This is a genomic window from Rhodanobacter koreensis (genome assembly GCF_054782855.1).
The window spans coordinates 891,343-911,315 of sequence record NZ_BAAGRR010000002.1; the positions used below are offsets into that span (position 1 = coordinate 891,343).

The window sequence follows — 19,973 nt, forward strand, 5'->3', positions numbered from 1 at the left end:
CGTCGTGCCGTTTCTCTCAACTATCTTTCCAGTACTCCAGGATATCGGCGTAACCACCCAGCAGGTTCCACAGCGGGACCTGCTTGTCCTCCGGAATGCGGCTGTAGGAAAAGCCGATGTGATGATCGGAAATGCGCGCGACTGCCGCCTCCAGATGGATGTGCAGGTTGTGCCCGAAGATCATGTCGAGCACCCAGCTCTGCCCCACTTCGCCCGCCCAGCCAAGCGGGCGTCGCAGCAGCGCGCCGGTAGCCGAGATGTCGACCAGCTCGGTCGGATGCGACTCGCCGTTGCGGCTCATCAGCACCGTCGTGGCGATCTGCATGCGTGCCGGACGCAACTGTTCCGGCGCGTTGCCACCCTGTCCATTCTTGTCGGTCGTCATCGTCATCCCGTTACTACCTTAATACGCTTGCAACCGCCGCCGGCAAAAGCTCCGTTCCGCACATCCTTGAAGCCATCGAGATGCGTTGCCTGACATTCAACGGACTTCAAAGTGTGATTGTGTCCGTTGCCGGTATGTAAGCAACTAATATGCCATGCGTCGAACCCGATGCCTGCCCATCTCCTTCACCTGCCGTCCCGCTTGTACATCTCAGATGTGGCCGGCTACCTGCAGCAATCCATTGTCCAAGCGTGCCGAACCGGTGACATGAATCCGCATGCTACGTAGCAGACCGACGCATTAGGTCACTTGCCGCCCCACATCGACGATATGCATGGATCGAACGACACCCCGGATCATGAAATCGGGCCGATTGACCGCGTATTGTGCCCGCCTCCGGCCACAGCATGAAGCCCGGATGTGTACAGCATCGGCCGCCACGGATGGGTACTGGCCATCGGGTGGAAATCCATGCCGTCCAGCCATGGCTGGACTTGTCACCGGGTAGTCGCTACTCTTTGTCCACGCGTGGCTCCATGGAAAGTGCTCGCCGGTCACTGCCGACGGCCGATGGGGTTTCACCCGACAGCTCTCAAACCGACCGATGATGAACAGTCAGTGGCGTCGTTTTCGCCATCTGTGACTTGCACCTTTGCCGTGGCTGACAACCCGGAACCGGTGCACAGTGATCGCCCACGGCCTGCCTGACCGAACCACCAAGAGCGTGGCTTCATCATGCCCGTCGCGACGATGGCGCCCGAGGCGCCTCGGCGGAAGTTTGTGAAAGACCGCAGTATCCCTAGCCGCACCTTGGAAACGCCGCCTCACCGCCGCATTCCGAACATGGGCTTTCCATGGGTCATGCCAGCGCATGGAATGGTTCCGAACGTGTTGAACGCACTGCCAGCCGCTGAAGGCGGCCAGACGACATGCATTGATGAGCACTGAGCCAGTCGAGCCCGAGAGCCTGGTCACCGCACCGCAGGGTGCGTTTGCGTCGGTACCGCAACAGCAGGAAATGCCGCTGGCCATCGTGCGTGGCCAGCCGATGCTGCAGATGCCGCAGGATCTGTACATTCCGCCGGATGCGCTCGAGGTGATCCTGGAGTCGTTCGAGGGGCCGCTGGACCTGCTGCTGTACCTGATCCGCCGGCAGAATCTGGACATCCTGGACATTCCGGTCGCCGAGATCACCCGGCAGTACATGACCTACATCGAGTTGATGCGCGACGTGATGCGGCTGGAGCTGGCCGCCGAATACCTGCTGATGGCTGCGATCCTGGCCGAGATCAAGTCGCGGCTGCTGCTGCCGCGGCCACCTGCCGAAGAAGGGCTGGAAGACGATCCACGGGCCGAACTGGTACGGCGCCTGCAGGAGTACGAGCGGTTCAAGCGGGCGGCGGAAGATATCGAGGCGCTGCCGCGGCTGGAACGCGACACCGCGGTGGTGCATGCCGAGGTGGGCGAACGCAACGTGATCAAGTTGCCGCCGCCGCTGGATCTGACCGAGCTGCTGCTGGCCCTGAAGGATGTGATGCACCGGGCCGAGTTGTTTGGTCACCACGCGATCAAGCGCGAGACACTCAGTGTGCGCCAGCGCATGGGCGAATTGCTGAGCCGGCTGGACGACAACAGCTTCCATCGTTTCGAAAGCCTGTTCGACGCCAACGAAGGCCGCCTCGGCGTGGTGGTGACCTTCCTCGCGATGCTGGAACTGGCCAAGGAAATGCTGGTGGAAATCGTCCAGGAGGAACCGCTGGCGCCGATCTATGTGAAGGCCAAGGCACATCACGCCGAGGCATTTGCCGACACGGCAGCGGACGACGAACAACCGGGCGAGTCGGCACTGATCGAGTCGTCCAACGAATGAACCACACCTACTGAATCGGCATCCGACCCAAGGCCATGCAGATCGAGCAACTCAAACCCATCATCGAGGCCGCCCTGCTGGCCTCCAGCCAGCCGATGACGGTTCATCAGCTGGGCGACCTGTTCAGCGAGGCCGACGAGGTCAGCCACGCGCAGATCGCCAAGGCACTCGAAGCGCTGGCCGGCGACTGTGACGGCCGCGGCATCGAGCTGAAGGAAGTGGCCTCCGGTTTCCGCTACCAGGTGCGCCAGGAGGTCCATCCATGGATCTCGCGGATGTGGACCGAGAAGCCCAGCCGCTATTCGCGCGCGCTGCTGGAAACCCTGTCGTTGATCGCCTATCGGCAACCAATCACACGCCCCGAAATCGAGCAGATCCGCGGCGTGGTGGTGTCCTCCAACATCATCAAGACGCTGGAAGAACGCGAGTGGATCCGCGTGGTCGGTTACCGCGACGTGCCCGGCAAGCCGGCGCTGTTCGGCACCACCCGCATGTTTCTCGACTACTTCAACCTGAAATCGCTGGATCAGCTGCCGCCGCTGTCGGAAATCCGCGACATGGAAGACCCACAGCTGCGCTTCGAACAGGAACCCCTGCCCGCCCGCATCGTGCGCGACCTGCCGATCGATCCGGACGAGGAAGTCGGGAATCCGGCGGCCGATGACATCGAAACACATGACCAGACACCGGCGGACGCCGCCGATGCCGATGACGCCCAGCCCATCACGGCCGACGCTCACGCGACGGCCACTTCACCCGAGTCCGACGGACATGGCTCCGACCTGAGTCCATCCGCCGAGATCCCGACCAGCACTGCCGACGAGGCAGCGACCCCCGCCGCGGACGCCGAAACCGGCGCCGACGAGCAAGATACCGAGGAGTACCGCGCATGACTGCGCCGCAGAAATCCGTTCTATCCCTGAAGCGCGAACCGCGCGCCGACGACGCAACTGCCCAGATCGAGGAACGCCTGCACAAGGTGCTGGCCAATGCAGGCCTCGGCTCGCGCCGCATGCTCGAGCAGCGCATCCAGTCCGGTGAAGTCGAGTTGAATGGCAGCCCGGCCGGTATCGGCGCCAGCGTGCACGCCGGCGACCGCGTGGTGCTGGATGGCAAGCAGTTCGTCGTCGCCACCGACAACCGTGACGACACCGAGGTGCTGATCTATCACAAGCCCGAGGGCATGCTGACCACCCGCGACGATCCCGAAGGTCGCCCCACCGTGTTCGAACAGCTGCCGCGCCTGAAGGGTGCGCGCTGGGTCGCCGTGGGTCGCCTCGACATCAACACCACCGGCCTGCTGCTGCTCACCACCGACGGTGAACTCGCCAACGCGTTGATGCATCCCAGGAGCGGGCTCGAGCGCGAGTATCTGTGCCGCGTGCATGGCGAGGTGCCCGACGAGATCATCGAAAGGCTCAAGGCCGGCGTGGAACTGGACGACGGCCCTGCCCGCTTCGACGAGATCGCGGTGATCAGCCGCGGCGGCAGCCACAGCTGGTTCCGTGTGGTGATCCGCGAGGGCCGCAACCGCGAAGTGCGTCGCCTGTGGGATTCGCAAGGCTTTCTGGTCAGCCGTCTCAAGCGCATCCGCTACGGCAAGATCGAGCTGCCGCGCAACCTGCGCCGCGGCGAATGCGAAGCGCTCGATGCCGAAGCGGTAAAACAATTGCGCCAGACCACCGGCCTCGGTGCGCCGCAGCCGGTGCTGACGCTGAGTCCGGTGCTGCACCAGCGCCGCGCCAACCGCAATGTTACCGAATACCGCCCCGAGCGTGGTGCCAGCAGCGCCTGGACCGGCGGCCAGGACGAGGCCCGCGAACTGCGCGCCTACGACCGCATCCGCGAAGAACCCGTGCGCGGCCGCAAGCCGCCACGCCGCGATGGCAGGGAAGTCAACGGCAACCTCGCACGCCCCGAACGTGGTCCCGGTGGCGGCAGTCGTGGTGGCAAGGGTCGGCGCGTGGCGCCGGGCCAGGAGCTGCCGTCGGTGCGTACCTGGTTCGCCGGCGAAAGTCGTGATGGTGGTGGCCGCCCCGGCGGCTCAGCCGCGGGTGCTCCCGGCAATCGCCGCCCTGCCGGCGGCAAGCCGTTTGGTGCACGTGCCGGTGGCGAGAGCCGCGGCACCGGCGGCCCCTACAGCGGTTTCGGCGGTGAGCCGCGCGGCACCGGCGGCAATCGCACACACGGTAGCCGCCCGCAAGGTCAGGGCAGTCATGCTCACGGCAATTCGCCCTACGGCAACCAGGCGCATGGCAATGGCCGACCACAAGGCAGCGGCCGACCACAGGGTCCTGGTGGCAATCGCCCACAAGGTCAAGGCCGCGGCGGCAACCGCCCGCAAGGTGGTGGCGCACGCCCTCAGGGTCACGGCGGCGCGCCGGGCGGACGGCCACATGGTCGCGGTGGCAATCGTTCGGGCAACCGCTGAGCCTCGGCTCAGTTTGACCACGCGAAGCAGCTGATCGATGGTACGCATCTATCACAACAGCCGCTGCTCCAAGTCGCGCGCCACGCTGGCGTTGCTGGAGCAGCATGTCGGCGCGTGCGAGGTGATCCATTACCTCGACACGCCGCCCAGCACCACCGAGCTGACCGTGCTGCTGGAGCAACTCGGCATGAGCGCGCGCGAACTGTTGCGCAGCGGCGAAGCGGAGTACCAGTCGCTCGGGCTGGATGACCCTGCTCTCGACGAGGCCGCACTGATCGCCGCAATGGTGACGCACCCGAAACTGATCGAACGGCCGATCGTGGTGGCCAACGGCAAGGCAGCCATCGGACGTCCACCGGAAGCGGTACTGGCGATACTCTGAGGGCCACCCACCCAACCCCGTCGACACCCAAACAAAAGCCGCCTGATGGCGGCTTTTGTTTTCTGCGGGGATGATCAGCACATCGCAATAATGAGTCCGGTCGATGGCCGCAAGGTGACTGTAGGCATGCAAGCATGCCGGAACCGGTCATTCATCCAAATGCGCAAGAATCACTTCACTGGCTCAGTGCACCAATCGTCGCCTCGTCCAGCTGACCAGTCATGGGCAATCCACGAATTTTTTGAAACTTGCTGATCGCCGCCGACGTGCCTGGCCCGGAGCGACCGTCGACCTTGCTGGTGTACAAACCCAGACCGGCAAGCTTGCGCTGCGCGTCAGCCACGGAAAAGCTGTCGCTGGGTTTGCTTGCGCCATCTACAGCGAGCGTACCGCCGGTACCCAGGCCGCCTGCAACGTGCTGCGGTGCATATTCGCGTACTGCACGCACCAACTGGTTGTAGGAGTCGAGGAAAGCACCCGCAATGACTTTGCCCTGCGGCGTTTTGCTGTATGCGCCCATGGCGCCGCCACCTCCCGCACCGATACCGAGCGCACCGAAACCGAAATCGGTGTTGCGCGCATTACCCTCTGCCGCAGCCACCTGCACGCCGGAACGCGTATCGACAAGCATCAGGGTCGTGGACGCTTCGCTTGTTTTCATGGAGCCAGCCACGGCGCCGATGATCGCGCCATAGCCGCCGGCGAGACCCGCCAGGGCACCGACGCCACCGCCACCCGTGCCCTGCGAAAACTGGATGTTGGGCGTAACCACGTAATCGGCGGCAACCATCTGTCCCTTGCCCATGTTGCTGCTGTTTCGGAGCTCACCCGATGCACCCAGATCACGTTCCTGCATCATCGAGCCCAACGCGCGACCACGATCCACCACGACAAAGCAATTACTCTGCTGGATCATCAAACGAATCAGCGGTGTCGTCGCCGGCAGGTGATATTGGGTGGTGAGGATCAGATACCACGATTGGCCGGTATCTTCTTCAACTGCGATCGTGCCGAGCGGGCGCGCGCAATGTTCAAGCGTTGTGGCGGCATTGGTGCTCGTGGAGCCTCCCGCCGACCCGCTGACCGGGTTCTTGCTGCCACCGACAGCCATGTCGGAGCAACCGAAAAGCAACAACGATGAACTCACCGCGAGGGCCAGCAGGACTGGCCGCATAGAATCAATTTTCATAACAACTCCGTGTTGAAGGATTAGGCAGCGTGAGCTGACTTGGGCTTCTTTCCCCTTGTCGTAACAGGCAGACAAGCACTGACGAATACGCACCCACCAGCGCTGGCGTGCGTCGTATCGATAAACCTGGAAACCTAATGAATGGACGGCTGTTTGAGGCAACCAGTCCGTCCAGCGTCGACGGTCACGGCAGCCGCGCCGTGCCGGAGTCGGGATCTGAGAATGAGGACGAGAAACATGGCACTCGTGGAAACAAAAAAGCTTCCCGATGCCTCAACGCGTGAGTATCCGAAACCTTGGATCTCGCCGGAGTAGCGAGCATCGCATCTGTCTGCGCATCCCTGAACGACATGAGTTCACTCCCTGTAGTGTCCCAGTTCTTTCCTTGAACATTGCTGACGTCATACGCCGTGAGCCAGCAACGACATGTTGTTAAGGCTAAGTTGCCCGAGGCGCTTAAATCAAGAGCGATAACTGACATGGATTTGGGAATTTTCCCAGATGCAAACACGGGAATATCCCTACTGATTGAGCAGGCGATCGATGCTATAAACGCGCCTTCACCCTGGCAACCCGGCATGAGTGCGCGCGAGTTGCTGCGCATCGGCTGACTGGAATACCGGTCACTCGGGCTGGATGACCCTGCTCTCGACGACGTCGCACTGATTGCCGCGATAGTGGCGTATCCGAAACTGATCGAGCGACCGATCGCGGGCGCTGGCCATACTTTGATTCACCACGAATCGACAACAAGAAGCCGCCTCAAGGGCGGCTTCTTGTTGTCGCACAGAGAAGGTTGGATCAACCCGGATCGAGTGAAAACGCATCGGCATCCATCCATGCGGGAAACCGTTCGCGATGCGCGAGCAGCGGCGCCGGATCGAGCGTAACTGTCACCACCTGCTCCTGCACACCCAGTTCGACCAGCGGCTCGCCGACCGGATCGATCACCGCACTATCACCTGCGTAAGGCAGGTCGTTGCCGTCCACGCCGACCCGGTTCACGCCGATCACGTAGCTGAGGTTCTCGATGGCGCGTGCGCGCAACAGCGTACGCCATGGGCCACGGCGCGGCGCCGGCCAGTTCGCGACAAACAGCGCGAGATCGTAGTCCATGCCGCCGCTGGCAGAGGCCAGTCGGCGGTTGCGCAGCCAGACTGGAAAGCGCAGGTCGTAGCAGACCTGCGGCAGGATCCGCCAACCCCTCAACTCCACGATCAACCGTTCGTTGCCGCCACCGTAGCGGGTGTGCTCGCCGGCCATGCGGAACAGGTGGCGCTTGTCGTATTGCGCGAAGCTGCCGTCGGGCCTTACCCACAGCAGACGGTTGTAGACGGTGCCGTTTTCGCGAATCGCCAGGCTGCCGCAGATCACCGCACCCGCCTCGATCGCCAGCGCACGCAGCCAGGCCACGCCCTCGCCGTCCATCGTTCCGGCGCTGGCCTGGGTGTCGTTGCTGAAGCCGGACAGGAAGGTCTCCGGCAATACGATCAGGTCGCTGCCTTGCGCCTGTCGCACCAGCGCGCCGTAGTAATCGCGATTGGCCGGTGCGTCGTGCCAGCGGGTGGCACCCTGTACCAGCGAGACTTTCAGTGCATGCATATCTGAAGCTGGCATGTTCATAGCCGGCACAACCGCTCCGCCGCTGCATCCATCGTGGCATCGCTCTTGGCGAAGCACAGCCGCAGCAGGCGCGTGCCCGGCGCAGTTTCGTAGAACGGCGTGAGCGGGATCGCCGCCACCCCGCCCTGCTCGACCAGCCACTTGCTGAAGGCCAGATCGTTCTCATCGCGGATCGCCGAATAATCGACCAGCTGGAAATAACCGCCCGGCACGTCCAGCAGCTTGAAGCGCGACGGTGTCAGCAGCGCACGGAAGCGGTCGCGCTTTGCCTGGTAGAACGCCGGCAGTTCCAGATAATGCTGCGGCGTGCTGGCCATGAATTCGGCAAACGCCACCTGCGCCGGATGAAAGGTGCAGAACGTGAGGTACTGGTGCACCTTGCGGAACTCGGCCGACAAGGCGGCCGGCGCCACCGCATAGCCGACCTTCCAGCCGGTGCAGTGATAGGTCTTGCCGAACGAGGAGACCACGATGCTGCGTTCGGCCAGTTCCGGGTGACGCAGCACGCTCTCATGCTGCACGCCGTCGTACACAATGTGCTCGTACACCTCGTCGGAGAGCACCACGATCTTCGTGTCGCGCACGATCGCCGCCAGTTCCTCCAGGTCGGCCGACGACAGCACCGCGCCGGACGGATTGTGCGGACTGTTGATCAGGATCATGCGGGTCTTCGGGGTCACCGCGTCGCGCACGCGCTGCCAGTCGATCGCGAACGCCGGAACGGTCAGCGGAATATGCACCGCACGCGCACCCTGCAGATCGATGGCCGGCTCGTAGCAGTCGTAGGCCGGATCGAACACGATCACTTCCTCGCCAGCACGCACCACCGCGGCGATCGCGGCAAAGATGGCTTCGGTGGCACCGGACGTGACGGTGATGTCGCTGTCCACGTTGAGCTTGCGCCCGTACAGGCGCTCGGTCTTCAACGCGACCTGTTTGCGCAGGGCCGCCGTGCCGTGCATCGGCGCGTACTGGTTGCGCCCCTCGTTCATGGCGCGGCTGAGCGCGTCCCGCAATGCCTGTGGCGGCTCGAAGTCGGGAAAACCCTGACCCAGGTTGACCGCCTTGTGCTCCAGCGCGAGCTGACTCATCACGCTGAAGATGGTGGTGCCGACTTTCGGGAGTTTGGTGTCGATCATCATTCGGCCGTATGGATGTCCATAAAGATGGAAGCGTAGCGCATGCGGGGTGTTACGCACATCATGCCTCGTGGATCACCATCAAGGCTTGGGCAGAGCTTCCAGCGGGCGCACCTTGCATTGCTCGTGCTTCAGCAGCGTCGTGGCCGGAAGCCGCTCGGCCAGGAAATCGACCAGCGCACGCACACCAGGCAACATGCCGCGCCGGCTGGGATAGACGAAGTGCATGGTGCCCTCGGGCACGCTCCAGTCCGGCAGCACCACTTCGAGCTCGCCGCGGGTGATCGCCGGTGCACAGACAAACTCCGGCAGCAGCGCAACACCCAGACCACGACGGGCGGCTTCGAGCAGCACGGCGAAGTCACCGGTGATCAGGCGCGCCTGCACTTCCACGTTCACCTGTTCACCGTTCCCGCCGATCAGTTCCCACACCTGCGCGCCCTCGTGCTCGCGCATCGACAGTGCCGGCAACTTCGCCAGTTCATCGGGACTGGTCGGGCGTCCTTGCGCGTTCAGCAGTTTGGGACTGGCCACCAGTTTGGTGCGCGACTGACCGAAGCTGCGCATCACGAGGTTCGCATCGCTGTCCAGCTTGCTGCGTACCCGGATTGCCAGATCGTAGCCCTCGCCGATCACGTCGACCCGGCGGTCACTGGAAAGCATGCGCACCTGCATCTTCGGGTACTGCGCGAGGAAGTCCGGCAGCAGGTAGGCCAGTACGGTCTGCGCCAGCGAAACCGGGCAACTCAGGCGTACCAGGCCGCGAGGTTCGGCGCGCAATTCATCCACCGCATCCTGTGCTGCCTGTGCCTCTTCCAGCACGGCACGGCAATGTGCGTAGAAGCGCTCGCCGACCTCGGTCACCATGAAGCGCCGCGTGGTTCGCTGCAGCAGGCGCACGCCAAGCCGTTCCTCCAGTTGGGCTACGCGCTTGCTCAGGCGCGATTTCGGCACACCCAGTGCCCGCCCGGCTGCAGAAAAGCCGCCATGCTCGACCACTGCGGCAAAGAAATACAGATCGTTGAGATCCTGCAGGGCTCCGCTCAATACCGTCATGATTGTTTCCAAAAGAGAACTATACGTCCGAAAACACCCATCTTATCGCCGCATTGTTCTAAATATAACCTGATTGCATCGCCGATCCGTCGGCCCGATCAGGAACCTCACCATGAAACTGTTGCATATCGATTCCAGCGCACTAGGTACCTATTCGGTATCGCGCCAGCTGACCGCCGACATCGTAGCCGAGTTGAAGCGTCAGGCAGCCGGCATCGAGACCCACTACCACGATCTCACCGCCGAACCGTTGCCGCACTGGGCGCCGGTGGCCGACGCCAGCGATCCCGCCGTCGCGCTGGGCAACCAGGTGCTGGAAGATTTCCTGGCCGCCGACATCGTGGTGATCGGTGCACCGATGTACAACTTCGGCATCCCGAGCCAGCTCAAGGCATGGATCGACCGCATCCTGGTCGCCGGCAAGACCTTCCGCTACACCGAGAACGGCCCCGAAGGGCTGGCTGGCGGCAAGCGGCTGATCATCGCCTCCAGCCGTGGCGGCATGTATGCCAGCGCCCAGCATGCAGCCATGGACTTCCAGGAAACCTATCTGCGCGCGGCATTCGGCTTCATCGGCATCACCGATGTGGAGTTCGTGCGCGCCGAGGGGCTGGCCATGGGTGACGAACCGAAGGCTCAGGCATTGCAGTCGGCGCAGAAAGCAATCGGCACGTTGAGCGCTCCAACGGCCAGGGTCGCCTGATCCCGAACACCTCACCTGGTTGTATGCAGCGGCCCCGCAATGCGGGGCCGCTTGCGTTTCGGGAGCGCAAACAAGGCTGACCATGGGTGCGATGTAGCAACACCCCGGCTGCGATCCACCCGAAGTTTCGTCTGATTGCCGTACTCGCAACGGTTGACTGCAGCTGCCGTGCTGCGTTGGCAGGTGCCGCGCGAGCATCACCAGGCCGCAAGCAAGCCCCGACAGGCCAACTCTGGCATAGGCCATCAGTCATGTTGCGAAATCGCATCCTGGCTGTTGACAGTTCAAAACATGGTGTTATAGTTCACTACAACACCAGCCAACGAGCTCACTAAGGAGGCCCGTCATGAAAGCGCAAAAACTGATCGCCAGCGTCGCCGCCGTCCTGTTCACCACCGCCACTCTCGGCGTCCTGAACTACAACGTGGCCAGCCAGCCGGCAGCAAGCACCGAAATCAACGGCATCAAGGTCATCAACCTGGCACCGGTCAATGTTCGCCCCAGCGCCGAGGAGCAGCGCGCTGCAGCCCTGCTGGCCGACATCGGCGCAGCCGGCCTCGCCGTGATCCCTAGCATCAGCCGCCTGGGCGGTGCTGGCGGCACGGAACAGTTCAGCCTGGTCAGGTCCCAGCTGGCCATGCCCTACTATTCGTTTGGCAACAAGTTCGGCCGTATCACCAAGGAATAAAACATGACCATCACCTGGAACGACAGCGTCCCGATCTATCGCCAACTGCACCAGCGTGTAGTGGCGATGATCCTGGACGGCGCCTTGAACGAGGGCGACCCGCTGCCGTCGGTACGCCAGGTGGCCGCGGATTTTCAGATCAATCCGCTGACCGTATCCAAGGCGTACCAGGAACTGGTCGACGAACAACTGGTTGAAAAACGGAGGGGTTTGGGCATGTTCGTCATCGAAGGCGCCCGCGAGGCGCTGCTGAAATCCGAACGCGAGCGGTTTCTGCGCGAAGAATGGCCGACGCTGTTTGCACGATTGCAACGACTGGGGCTGGATCTCAAGACGCTGCTGCGCGAGGCCGGCACCGACATGCGCGAAGGCAGCATCGACAAGGAGGAGAAGCCATGAGCGCGGTGATCACGGCCAGCGGCCTGAGCAAGCGATACAAGAATGCGCTGGCACTGGACAACACCAGCTTCCAGATCGCGCCTGGCCGCATCGTTGGCCTGATCGGGCCCAACGGCGCCGGCAAGACCACCGCGCTGAAGGCCATCCTCGGCCTTACCGACTTCACCGGCCAGCTCAACGTGCTCGGTTTCGACCCGCGCAAGCAGCGCGACAAGCTGATGGGCGAAGTCTGCTTCATCGCCGACGTGGCGGTGCTGCCGCGCTGGATCCGGGTGCACGAGGTGGTCGATTTCGTCGCCAACGTGCATCCGCGTTTCGATCGCGCCAAGTGCGAGGCGTTCCTAGCACGCACCAAGCTTACGTCCAACCAGCGCGTGCGACAGATGTCCAAGGGCATGATCGTGCAGTTGCACCTGGCATTGGTCATGGCGATCGACGCCAAGCTGCTGATCCTGGACGAACCGACGCTGGGCCTGGACATCCTCTACCGCAAGCAGTTCTACCAGAGCCTGCTCGAGGACTACTTCGACGAGAACAAGACGATCATCGTCACCACCCACCAGGTCGAGGAAGTCGAACACATCCTCACCGACCTGATGTTCATCCGCGACGGCAAGATCGTGCTGGATGCCGACATGGATGCGATCGGCGAGCGCTTCATCGAGGTGATGGTGAACGCCGACAATGCCGCCACGGCCCGTGCGCTGAAGCCGCTCGATGAGCGCCAGGTGTTCGGCAAGAGCATCTTCCTGTTCGACGGCGTCGAACGCGCGCAGTTGGAAGCGCTGGGCGAAGTCCGCCGGCCTTCCGTCAGCGACCTGTTCGTCGCCACCATGAAAGGGACATACGCATGAAAACCTTCTACTGGCTGGTCAAGCGCGAGTTCTGGGAGCATCGCGGAAGCTTCGTATGGGCACCGATCATCACCGGCGGCGTCGTCCTCTTGCTGACCCTCATGAGCATCATCACCGGTGAGGTGTTCCGTGCGCGCGGCGGAGTGCATGTCAACGGCATCGACTTCAACACGATCACCGCGCACATGGGCGCCGATGCCCTGGATACGATCGGCAAGGCACTCGACATCAGCATCCTGACACCGGTGGTGCTGATCGGCATCGTGCTGTTCGTGGTGGTTTTCTTCTACAGCCTGAATTCGCTCTACGACGATCGCCGCGACCGCAGCATCCTGTTCTGGAAATCGCTGCCGATCTCCGATCGCGACACCGTGCTGTCCAAGGTAGCCTGCGCCACGGTGCTGGCACCGGCGATCGCGATCGTCACCAGCGTCGTGACCGGACTGCTGGTCCTGGTCATGCTGGCGATCACCGCATCATTCCACGGCGCGAATCTGTGGCAGATGCTGTGGACATTGCCGCATCCGTTCCGCATCGCCACCGTCATGCTCAGCAACATCCCGCTGTATGTGGTGTGGGCGCTGCCCACGGTGGGCTGGCTGATGCTGTGCTCGGCCTGGGCACGCGGCAAGCCGTTCCTGTGGGCGCTGATCATTCCGGTAGGCACCGGCATCGTGGTCAGCTGGTTCAACCTGATGGGCTTGTTCAATCTCAGTGACAAGTGGTTCTGGGGCAATGTGGTCGGACGTGCCCTGCTCAGCGTATTTCCCGGTGGCTGGATTCCGGGGCAAGTGTCCCACGACATCGCCTCGAAATTCGGTCAGGACGCCACCGACAACCATCAGATTCTCGCGAACATGCTCGACCTGACCCACAACTACGCCGTGCTGGTCACTCCGGAGTTCCTGATCGGTGCCGTGGCAGGTGTGGCCATGCTCATCGGAGCGATCTGGTTCCGCCGCTGGCGCGACGACAGCTGACATCCGACCGGACTCGAACGGGGAGAACATCGATGAAAACCAACGTGATCGCCATCAGCATCCTTGCATCCGCGCTGCTGCTGCCGCTGGCTGCCTGCAGCCAGTCAGGGCAGGATAACAACCCATCAGGCGCCGCCAGCGACATGGCGCAGGCAGCGAAGGAGGCCCGGGAACAGACCTCCTCGTCGATGATTGCCGCCGAGGTCCGCAAGGGGATCGAGCAGGCCAAGCGGGAGCTGGTCACCCAGGACATCAGCGTGAGTGACGTCCACATCGGCAACGACCAGCACCACCATGGCGATACCCGCTCCAAGGCGGTAATCACCCCACAAGGCGAGCTGGTGATCGCCGGCAAGCCGGTGCAGGCCACACCGGAACAGCACACCATGCTGGTGGATTACCGCCAGCAGATCATCGGTATCGCCGAGGCTGGCATGGACATCGGCGCCAGCGGCGCGGATATCGGCGTCAGTGCGGCCAAGCAGGCGATCTGGGGGGCGCTCAGCGGCAAGAGCGACAAGGAGATCGAAGCGAGCATCAAGCCTCAAACCGACAAGATCGAGGCTGCCGCCGCCAAGTTGTGCCAACGGTTGCCCGACCTGCTGTCCATGCAGCAGAAACTGGCCGCGGCGATGCCCGAATTCAGGCCCTATGCAACCATGCAGCAGAAGGACATCGACGATTGCGGCAAGGACATGGCCGACAAGAAAGGTTTTGCCGTGTCCTCCGATTGATCCGGGTGCTCACAGCCCTCATGCACGATGCATCGAGGGCTGTGGGTGTCTTCAACCGCCACCGTTTCCACCGTGGATGCCGCCCCTGGTCAACGTCAGCGGATCGAGCAGCTTCTTCAGCTCGTCCTTCGACAGGCCGGTGGTTTCCAATGCCACGTCCATGATCGGCCGATGTTCCTTGTAGGCCTGCTTGGCGGTGGCTGCACCCTTCTCGTAACCGATCACCGGATTCAGCGCAGTGACCAGGATCGGATTCATTGCCAGTGCCTGATTGACCCGCGCGGTATTGACCTTGAAACCGGCGATCGACTTGTCGGCCAGCAACACACTGACCTTGCTCAATATCCCGATCGACTGCAGCAGATTGTGCGCGATCAGCGGCAGCATCACGTTGAGCTGGAAGTTGCCGGACTGGCCGGCGATGGTGATGCTGGCATCGTTGCCGATCACCTGCGCCGCCACCATCGCGGTCGCCTCGGGAATCACCGGATTGACCTTGCCCGGCATGATCGACGAACCCGGCTGCAATGCGGGCAATTCGATCTCGCCCAAGCCGGCCAGCGGACCTGAATTCATCCAGCGCAGGTCGTTGGCGATCTTCATCAGCGCCACTGCCAACGCCTTCAGCTGGCCGGACAGTTCCACCGCCGCATCCTGCGAGGCCATGCCCTCGAAATAATTTTCCGCCGACTCGAACTTCACGCTGGTGAGCTTCTTCAGCTGCACCGCCATCGCCGGGCCGAATTTAGGATCGGCATTGATGCCGGTTCCCACGGCGGTGCCGCCCTGCGGCAGCCGGCGCATGCGCTTCAACGCATCCTCGATACGCTCGATCGACGAACCGATCTGCGCCGACCAGCCGGACAACTCCTGGCCGAAGGTGATCGGCATCGCATCCATCAGATGGGTGCGGCCGGTCTTCGGCGTGTTCCGCAATTCGCGCGCGCGCTTGTCGATGGTCTTCTTCAGATGCTTGAGCGCCGGCAGCAGCTGTTCACTGGTGGTGAGCGTGGCGCTGACGTGGATCGCCGTAGGAATCACGTCATTCGAGCTCTGCCCGTAATTGACGTGATCGTTCGGATGCACCTTGGCACCGCCCTTCACCGCCAGGTGCGCGATCACCTCGTTCGCATTCATGTTGGTACTGGTGCCCGAACCGGTCTGGAAGATGTCGATCGGGAACTGCGCGTCGTACTGGCCATCCGCCACTGCCAGCGCCGCCTTGCGGATCGCCGCAGCCTGGTTCTTCTTCAGGTGGCCCATAGCCAGGTTGACCTCGGCTGCCGCTGCCTTGATCAGGCCCAGTGCGCGAATGAACTCGCGCGGCAGATGCAGGCCGGAAATCGGAAAATTGTCGATCGCGCGCTGGGTCTGCGCGCCATACAGGGCGTCGACGGGGACTTTCAGCTCGCCCATGCTGTCGTGTTCGATACGGAAACCGCTCATGACCGGATCCTTGCTCAAGAAGACCTGCCGACTATAGGCGGTCAGGCATGAAGCCGCCGGCAATGTAAAATAGCCGTTTCCCCATACCGGAATACCCGCGATGTCCACCCACGCCCTGACCGCCCTGTCGCCACTGGACGGCCGCTATGCCGGCAAGGTCGAAACGCTGCGCCCGATTTTCAGCGAGTTCGGCCTGATGCATCGCCGCGTGCGGGTGGAGATCGAATGGCTGCTCGCGCTCGCTGCGGATCCGCGCATCGTCGAACTGCCCGCGTTCGACGCCGGCCAGATCGATACGCTGAAGGCGATCGCCACCCACTTCAGCGTGGCCGACGGCGAGCGGATCAAGGCGATCGAGGCAACCACCAACCACGACGTCAAAGCGGTCGAGTACTTCATCAAGGAAAAGATCGGTGCCGACGCCGGCCTGGCCCAGGCGAAGGAGTTCGTGCATTTCGCCTGCACCAGCGAGGACATCAACAACCTGTCCTACGCGCTGATGCTGCGCGACGCCCGCAGCCAGGTGCTGCTGCCGCAACTCGACGCCGTGATCAGCCAACTGCGCGAAATCGCGCACATCAACGCCGCGCTTCCGCTGCTCTCGCGTACCCACGGCCAGACCGCCTCGCCCAGCACGCTCGGCAAGGAAATCGCCAATGTGGTGGCGCGGCTGGAGCGCCAGCGCAAGCAACTGGCGGCAGTCGAAGTGTCCGGCAAGATCAACGGCGCGGTGGGCAACTACAACGCTCACGTCATCACCTACCCGGAAGTGGACTGGCAGGCATTCTCGCAGCGCTTCGTGGAAAGCCTCGGTCTCGACTACAACGCCTACACCACCCAGATCGAGCCGCACGACAACGTCGCCGAATACTGCGACGCCGTGCGCCGCGCCAACATCATCCTGATCGACCTGGCCCGCGACATCTGGGGCTACATTTCGCTCGGCTACTTCAAGCAGACGTTGAAGGCTGGTGAAGTCGGCTCATCGACCATGCCGCACAAGGTCAACCCGATCGACTTCGAGAATGCCGAAGGCAACTTCGGTCTGGCCAACGCCCTGCTCGGCCATTTCGCCGAAAAGCTGCCGATCAGCCGCTGGCAGCGCGACCTCACCGATTCCACCGTGCTGCGCGCACTTGGCACTGCGTTCGGCCACACGCTGGTCGCACTCGAATCGCTGAAGAAGGGCCTCGGCAAACTCACCGTCAATGCCGACCACCTTGGCGCCGACCTCGACGCCAGCTGGGAAGTACTGGCCGAAGCCGTGCAGACCGTGATGCGCCGCCATGGCCTGCCCGAGCCGTACGAACAGCTCAAGGCCCTGACCCGTGGTCAGGGCATTACCCGCGACTCGATGCGCGCGTTCATCACCGGCCTCGACTTGCCGGCCGACGCAAAGCAGCGCCTGCTGGAACTGACGCCCGGCGGCTATATCGGCCTTGCCGAAACGCTGGCGAAGAACGTCTGAGCCACCCGGCAAGAGGCCCGCAGATGCGGGCCTCTTGCTGTCACTCGATCTCGTCCGACCCCTCGTTGACACCCTCGAACAGGAAGGTCGACAGATAACGCTCGCCGGTGTCAGGCAGCATCGCCAGCAGCACCGAGCCTTGCGGCGCATCCGCCGCTACCTGCAGTGCCGCGGCCAGCGTGGCGCCGGACGATATCCCGACGAAGATGCCCTCCTGCTGCGCCAGCGCGCGGGATGTATCGCGGGCCAGCACATCATCCACCGGCACGATACTGTCAGCGACGCCGCGATTGAGCACAGCCGGCACGAAATCGGGGGTCCAGCCCTGGATCTTGTGCGGCTGCCATTCCTTGCCCGACAGCAATGCCGCGCCGACCGGCTCGCTGGCAATGATCTTCACTTCCGGTCGAGCCACCTTCAATACCTCCCCCACGCCGGTCAGCGTGCCGCCGGTGCCCCAGCCGGTAACGAAATAATCCAGCCGGCGACCCGCGAAGTCGCGCAGGATCTCCGGTGCCGTCGTCTGGCGGTGATAGGCCGGGTTGGCAGGATTCTCGAACTGACTGGCGAGGAACCAGCCATGTTTCTGCGCCAGCTCCGCCGCCTTCTGCACCATGCCGGTGCCGCGTGCCGCCGCCGGCGTCAGCAGCACCTTGCCGCCGTAGGCGCGGATCAGCTTGCGCCGCTCGATCGAGAAGGTCTCGGTCATCACGGCCACGAACGGATAGCCGCGCGCCGCGCACACCGCCGCCAGTGCCACGCCGGTATTGCCCGAGGTCGCCTCGACCACCGTCTGGCCGGGCTTGAGCGTGCCGCGCTGCTCGGCATCGAGGATGATCGCCAGCGCGAGGCGATCCTTCACCGAACCGGCCGGATTGAACGCCTCCACCTTCACGTAGAGTTCGACGTGCTTGGGCGCCAGGCGGTGGAGCCGGATGATCGGGGTATTGCCGATGGTGTCGAGGATGCTGTTGTAGATCATGGGTCACTCCATGGAATCGGCCAGAAAACAGCGTCGGCGATGATGCGCCCACACAGGTAAAACTATCGTCAGCCGCGATGGATCGCGGTCAACAGGTCAGTGCGTACCGGTGGCGGGGTGATATTGCGCCTGCCCGTCGCGACCTGGCGAATGTCGTGCACCGTGGCACCCAGTGGCAGCTGGCCGAACCAGGCCAGCGACTGGGCCAGCGCGGCTACCTCGCCGAGGATCAACAATGCAGGCGAACTCACGGCATGGGCGGATGCACGCTCGTGCAGGTTCGCCAGGGTACCGGTGACCACCCGCTGTTCCGCACGCGAGCCGTTCTCGATCAACGCAAACGGAGTCGTCGCCGCGCGACCGTGGGCGATCAGCTGCGCCTGCAGCGCCGCCAGCTCGCCCACGCCCATGTACACGGCCAGCGTCTGCCGCTCCTGCGCCAGGGCAGCCCAGTCCAGGGTGTCGAGCGAGCTGCGGCAGTGCGCGGTGACGAAGCGCACCGACTGGGCGTGATCGCGATGCGTCAACGGTATGCCGGCATAGGCCGCACAGGCCACTGCGGCAGTGATGCCCGGCACCACCTCGTAGGGAATTGCATGGGCGCGCAGGAATTCCAGTTCCTCGCCGCCACGACCGAACACGAACGGATCGCCACCCTTCAGCCGCACCACCCGCCGGCCTGCGCTTGCATGTTCCAGCAGCAGAGCATGGATGCCATCCTGGGTAGTGTGATGGTTGGCCGCCTGCTTGCCGACCTCGATACGCTCGGCATCGCGTCGCGCCAGCTCCAGCACCTCGGCACTGACCAGCCGATCATGCAGGATCACGTCCGCCTCGTTCAGGGCACGCAGCGCACGCAAAGTCAGCAGACCCGGATCACCAGGGCCAGCGCCCACCAACACTACCGATCCCGAGTGCCCCGTTGACGCCAGAGCGAGCGCCTGTTCGGCTGCATGGAGTGCCTCCTTAGGCCGGCCCTGGCGCAGCAGCTTCGCGACCTGGCCGGCAAACAGGGTCTCGTAGAACTGCCGCCGCGCCGCCATGTCCGTAAGCCGCGCCCGGATGCGGCCACGCAGCTGCACTGCGAGGCTTGCCAATGTACCCAGTGAATGATCGAGCAACGCCTCCAGTCGCTCACGCAGCAGCCGCGCCAGCATTGGTGCCTCGCCGCCACTGGAGATCGCGATCATCAGCGGTGCACGGTCAACCACGGCCGGTACGTGGAAACTCGATAGCGTTGCGTCGTCGACCACATTGACGAAGATCCGCCGCAACCCTGCCAGCGTGGCCACCAAGGCATTCGTCTCACGGTCGGAAGTGGCCGCCACCACCAGCCAGACCCGGTCCAGCCAGCCTTCCTGGAAGGCATCGGCACGATGCGCTATGCGCCCTTCGCTGACCCAGCGCTGCAGTTGCAGCGTCAGCACCGGCGCGTTCACCGTCACCTGTGCCTGCGCGCCGAGCAGCGCCGCGATCTTGCGTTCGGCTACCGAACCGCCGCCCACCACCAGTACGGCGCGGCGGGACAGGTCGACGAATAGCGGATAGAGCTTCATGATGCGACGAACCTGTCTTGCGCGTATGGATACAGGTCCACGCTACGAAGGTGGCACCTGCCCGGCAAATGATTTGTTCCGGCGCGCA

The 19,973-nt window shown here is 63.4% G+C and carries 21 protein-coding genes; 13 read left to right on the forward strand and 8 right to left on the reverse strand.

Annotated features, from left to right (window positions below; all coding sequences use genetic code 11):
* Positions 1-16: 16 nt before the first annotated feature.
* Positions 17-385, reverse strand: a complete 369-nt coding sequence (locus tag ACYVKM_RS09850; protein ID WP_460877416.1) for a PilZ domain-containing protein — start codon at positions 383-385, stop codon at positions 17-19.
* A 937-nt stretch (positions 386-1,322) separates the two neighbouring features.
* Between ACYVKM_RS09850 and ACYVKM_RS09855 the strand changes: the two genes are divergently transcribed.
* From ACYVKM_RS09855 to arsC, 4 genes are read left to right on the forward strand one after another with little or no spacing between them, the layout of a single operon-like run.
* A complete protein-coding gene (locus ACYVKM_RS09855) occupies positions 1,323-2,255 on the forward strand; it encodes a segregation and condensation protein A (RefSeq protein ID WP_460877417.1) in 933 nt (310 codons plus the stop codon).
* A gap of 35 nt (positions 2,256-2,290) precedes the next feature.
* Entirely contained in the window at positions 2,291-3,148 is an 858-nt protein-coding gene (scpB, locus tag ACYVKM_RS09860) for an SMC-Scp complex subunit ScpB (RefSeq protein ID WP_460877418.1), read from the forward strand.
* On the forward strand, positions 3,145-4,686 hold the full coding sequence (locus ACYVKM_RS09865) for a pseudouridine synthase (RefSeq protein ID WP_460877419.1): 1,542 nt from the start codon (positions 3,145-3,147) through the stop codon (positions 4,684-4,686). Before scpB ends, ACYVKM_RS09865 begins: the two co-directional genes overlap by 4 nt.
* Positions 4,687-4,723: 37 nt before the next feature.
* Positions 4,724-5,068 carry an arsenate reductase (glutaredoxin) gene (gene arsC / locus ACYVKM_RS09870; protein ID WP_460877420.1) on the forward strand — a complete coding sequence of 115 codons (345 nt, stop codon included), beginning with the start codon at positions 4,724-4,726 and terminating at the stop codon, positions 5,066-5,068.
* Positions 5,069-5,243: 175 nt separating this feature from the next.
* On the opposite strand, the gene ACYVKM_RS09875 is transcribed toward arsC, so the two are convergent.
* Positions 5,244-6,419, reverse strand: a complete 1,176-nt coding sequence (locus tag ACYVKM_RS09875) for a peptidoglycan-binding protein (RefSeq protein ID WP_460877421.1) — start codon at positions 6,417-6,419, stop codon at positions 5,244-5,246.
* Positions 6,420-6,667: 248 nt separating this feature from the next.
* Between ACYVKM_RS09875 and ACYVKM_RS09880 the strand changes: the two genes are divergently transcribed.
* Both ACYVKM_RS09880 and ACYVKM_RS09885 read left to right on the forward strand, forming a co-directional pair.
* A complete protein-coding gene (locus tag ACYVKM_RS09880; RefSeq protein WP_460877422.1) occupies positions 6,668-6,868 on the forward strand; it encodes a hypothetical protein in 201 nt (66 codons plus the stop codon).
* Complete coding sequence (locus ACYVKM_RS09885; protein WP_460877814.1) at positions 6,869-7,147, forward strand: ArsC/Spx/MgsR family protein; 279 nt, start codon at positions 6,869-6,871, stop codon at positions 7,145-7,147.
* On the opposite strand, the gene ACYVKM_RS09890 is transcribed toward ACYVKM_RS09885, so the two are convergent.
* From ACYVKM_RS09890 to ACYVKM_RS09900, 3 genes are all read right to left on the reverse strand, one after another.
* A complete protein-coding gene (locus ACYVKM_RS09890; protein ID WP_460877815.1) occupies positions 7,059-7,859 on the reverse strand; it encodes an amidohydrolase in 801 nt (266 codons plus the stop codon). The genes ACYVKM_RS09885 and ACYVKM_RS09890 overlap by 89 nt on opposite strands.
* Positions 7,860-7,876: 17 nt before the next feature.
* Positions 7,877-9,019 (reverse strand): pyridoxal phosphate-dependent aminotransferase, encoded by a 1,143-nt coding sequence (locus ACYVKM_RS09895; RefSeq protein WP_460877816.1) that lies wholly within the window; start codon positions 9,017-9,019, stop codon positions 7,877-7,879.
* A gap of 81 nt (positions 9,020-9,100) precedes the next feature.
* A complete protein-coding gene (locus ACYVKM_RS09900; RefSeq protein ID WP_460877423.1) occupies positions 9,101-10,075 on the reverse strand; it encodes a LysR substrate-binding domain-containing protein in 975 nt (324 codons plus the stop codon).
* Positions 10,076-10,187: 112 nt separating this feature from the next.
* On the opposite strand from ACYVKM_RS09900, the gene ACYVKM_RS09905 reads away from it, so the two are divergent.
* From ACYVKM_RS09905 to ACYVKM_RS09930, 6 genes are all read left to right on the forward strand, one after another.
* A complete protein-coding gene (locus tag ACYVKM_RS09905; RefSeq protein WP_460877424.1) occupies positions 10,188-10,778 on the forward strand; it encodes an FMN-dependent NADH-azoreductase in 591 nt (196 codons plus the stop codon).
* 346 nt (positions 10,779-11,124) lie between these two features.
* Complete coding sequence (locus tag ACYVKM_RS09910) at positions 11,125-11,466, forward strand: hypothetical protein (RefSeq protein WP_460877425.1); 342 nt, start codon at positions 11,125-11,127, stop codon at positions 11,464-11,466.
* A gap of 3 nt (positions 11,467-11,469) precedes the next feature.
* Positions 11,470-11,865 (forward strand): GntR family transcriptional regulator, encoded by a 396-nt coding sequence (locus ACYVKM_RS09915; protein ID WP_460877426.1) that lies wholly within the window; start codon positions 11,470-11,472, stop codon positions 11,863-11,865.
* The gene (locus ACYVKM_RS09920; RefSeq protein WP_460877427.1) at positions 11,862-12,719 is read left to right on the forward strand and encodes an ABC transporter ATP-binding protein; all 858 of its coding nucleotides are present in this window, start codon (positions 11,862-11,864) and stop codon (positions 12,717-12,719) included. Before ACYVKM_RS09915 ends, ACYVKM_RS09920 begins: the two co-directional genes overlap by 4 nt.
* Positions 12,716-13,699: a hypothetical protein gene (locus ACYVKM_RS09925; protein ID WP_460877428.1), complete on the forward strand. Its 984-nt coding sequence runs from the start codon at positions 12,716-12,718 to the stop codon at positions 13,697-13,699. The genes ACYVKM_RS09920 and ACYVKM_RS09925 overlap by 4 nt, the downstream gene beginning before the upstream one ends.
* 32 nt (positions 13,700-13,731) lie before the next feature.
* The gene (locus ACYVKM_RS09930; RefSeq protein WP_460877429.1) at positions 13,732-14,433 is read left to right on the forward strand and encodes a hypothetical protein; all 702 of its coding nucleotides are present in this window, start codon (positions 13,732-13,734) and stop codon (positions 14,431-14,433) included.
* Between the two features lie 51 nt (positions 14,434-14,484).
* Here the strand turns inward: ACYVKM_RS09930 and ACYVKM_RS09935 are convergent, their stop codons facing one another.
* Positions 14,485-15,879 carry a class II fumarate hydratase gene (locus ACYVKM_RS09935; protein WP_460877430.1) on the reverse strand — a complete coding sequence of 465 codons (1,395 nt, stop codon included), beginning with the start codon at positions 15,877-15,879 and terminating at the stop codon, positions 14,485-14,487.
* A 100-nt stretch (positions 15,880-15,979) separates the two neighbouring features.
* Here ACYVKM_RS09935 and purB point away from each other — a divergent pair, with 100 nt between their 5' ends.
* A complete protein-coding gene (gene purB / locus ACYVKM_RS09940; protein WP_460877431.1) occupies positions 15,980-17,347 on the forward strand; it encodes an adenylosuccinate lyase in 1,368 nt (455 codons plus the stop codon).
* A 40-nt stretch (positions 17,348-17,387) separates the two neighbouring features.
* Here the strand turns inward: purB and cysK are convergent, their stop codons facing one another.
* Together cysK and cysG are read right to left on the reverse strand one after the other, a co-directional pair.
* Positions 17,388-18,329 (reverse strand): cysteine synthase A, encoded by a 942-nt coding sequence (gene cysK, locus ACYVKM_RS09945; protein ID WP_460877432.1) that lies wholly within the window; start codon positions 18,327-18,329, stop codon positions 17,388-17,390.
* 68 nt (positions 18,330-18,397) lie between these two features.
* A complete protein-coding gene (gene cysG / locus ACYVKM_RS09950; protein ID WP_460877433.1) occupies positions 18,398-19,885 on the reverse strand; it encodes a siroheme synthase CysG in 1,488 nt (495 codons plus the stop codon).
* Positions 19,886-19,973 lie beyond the last annotated feature (88 nt).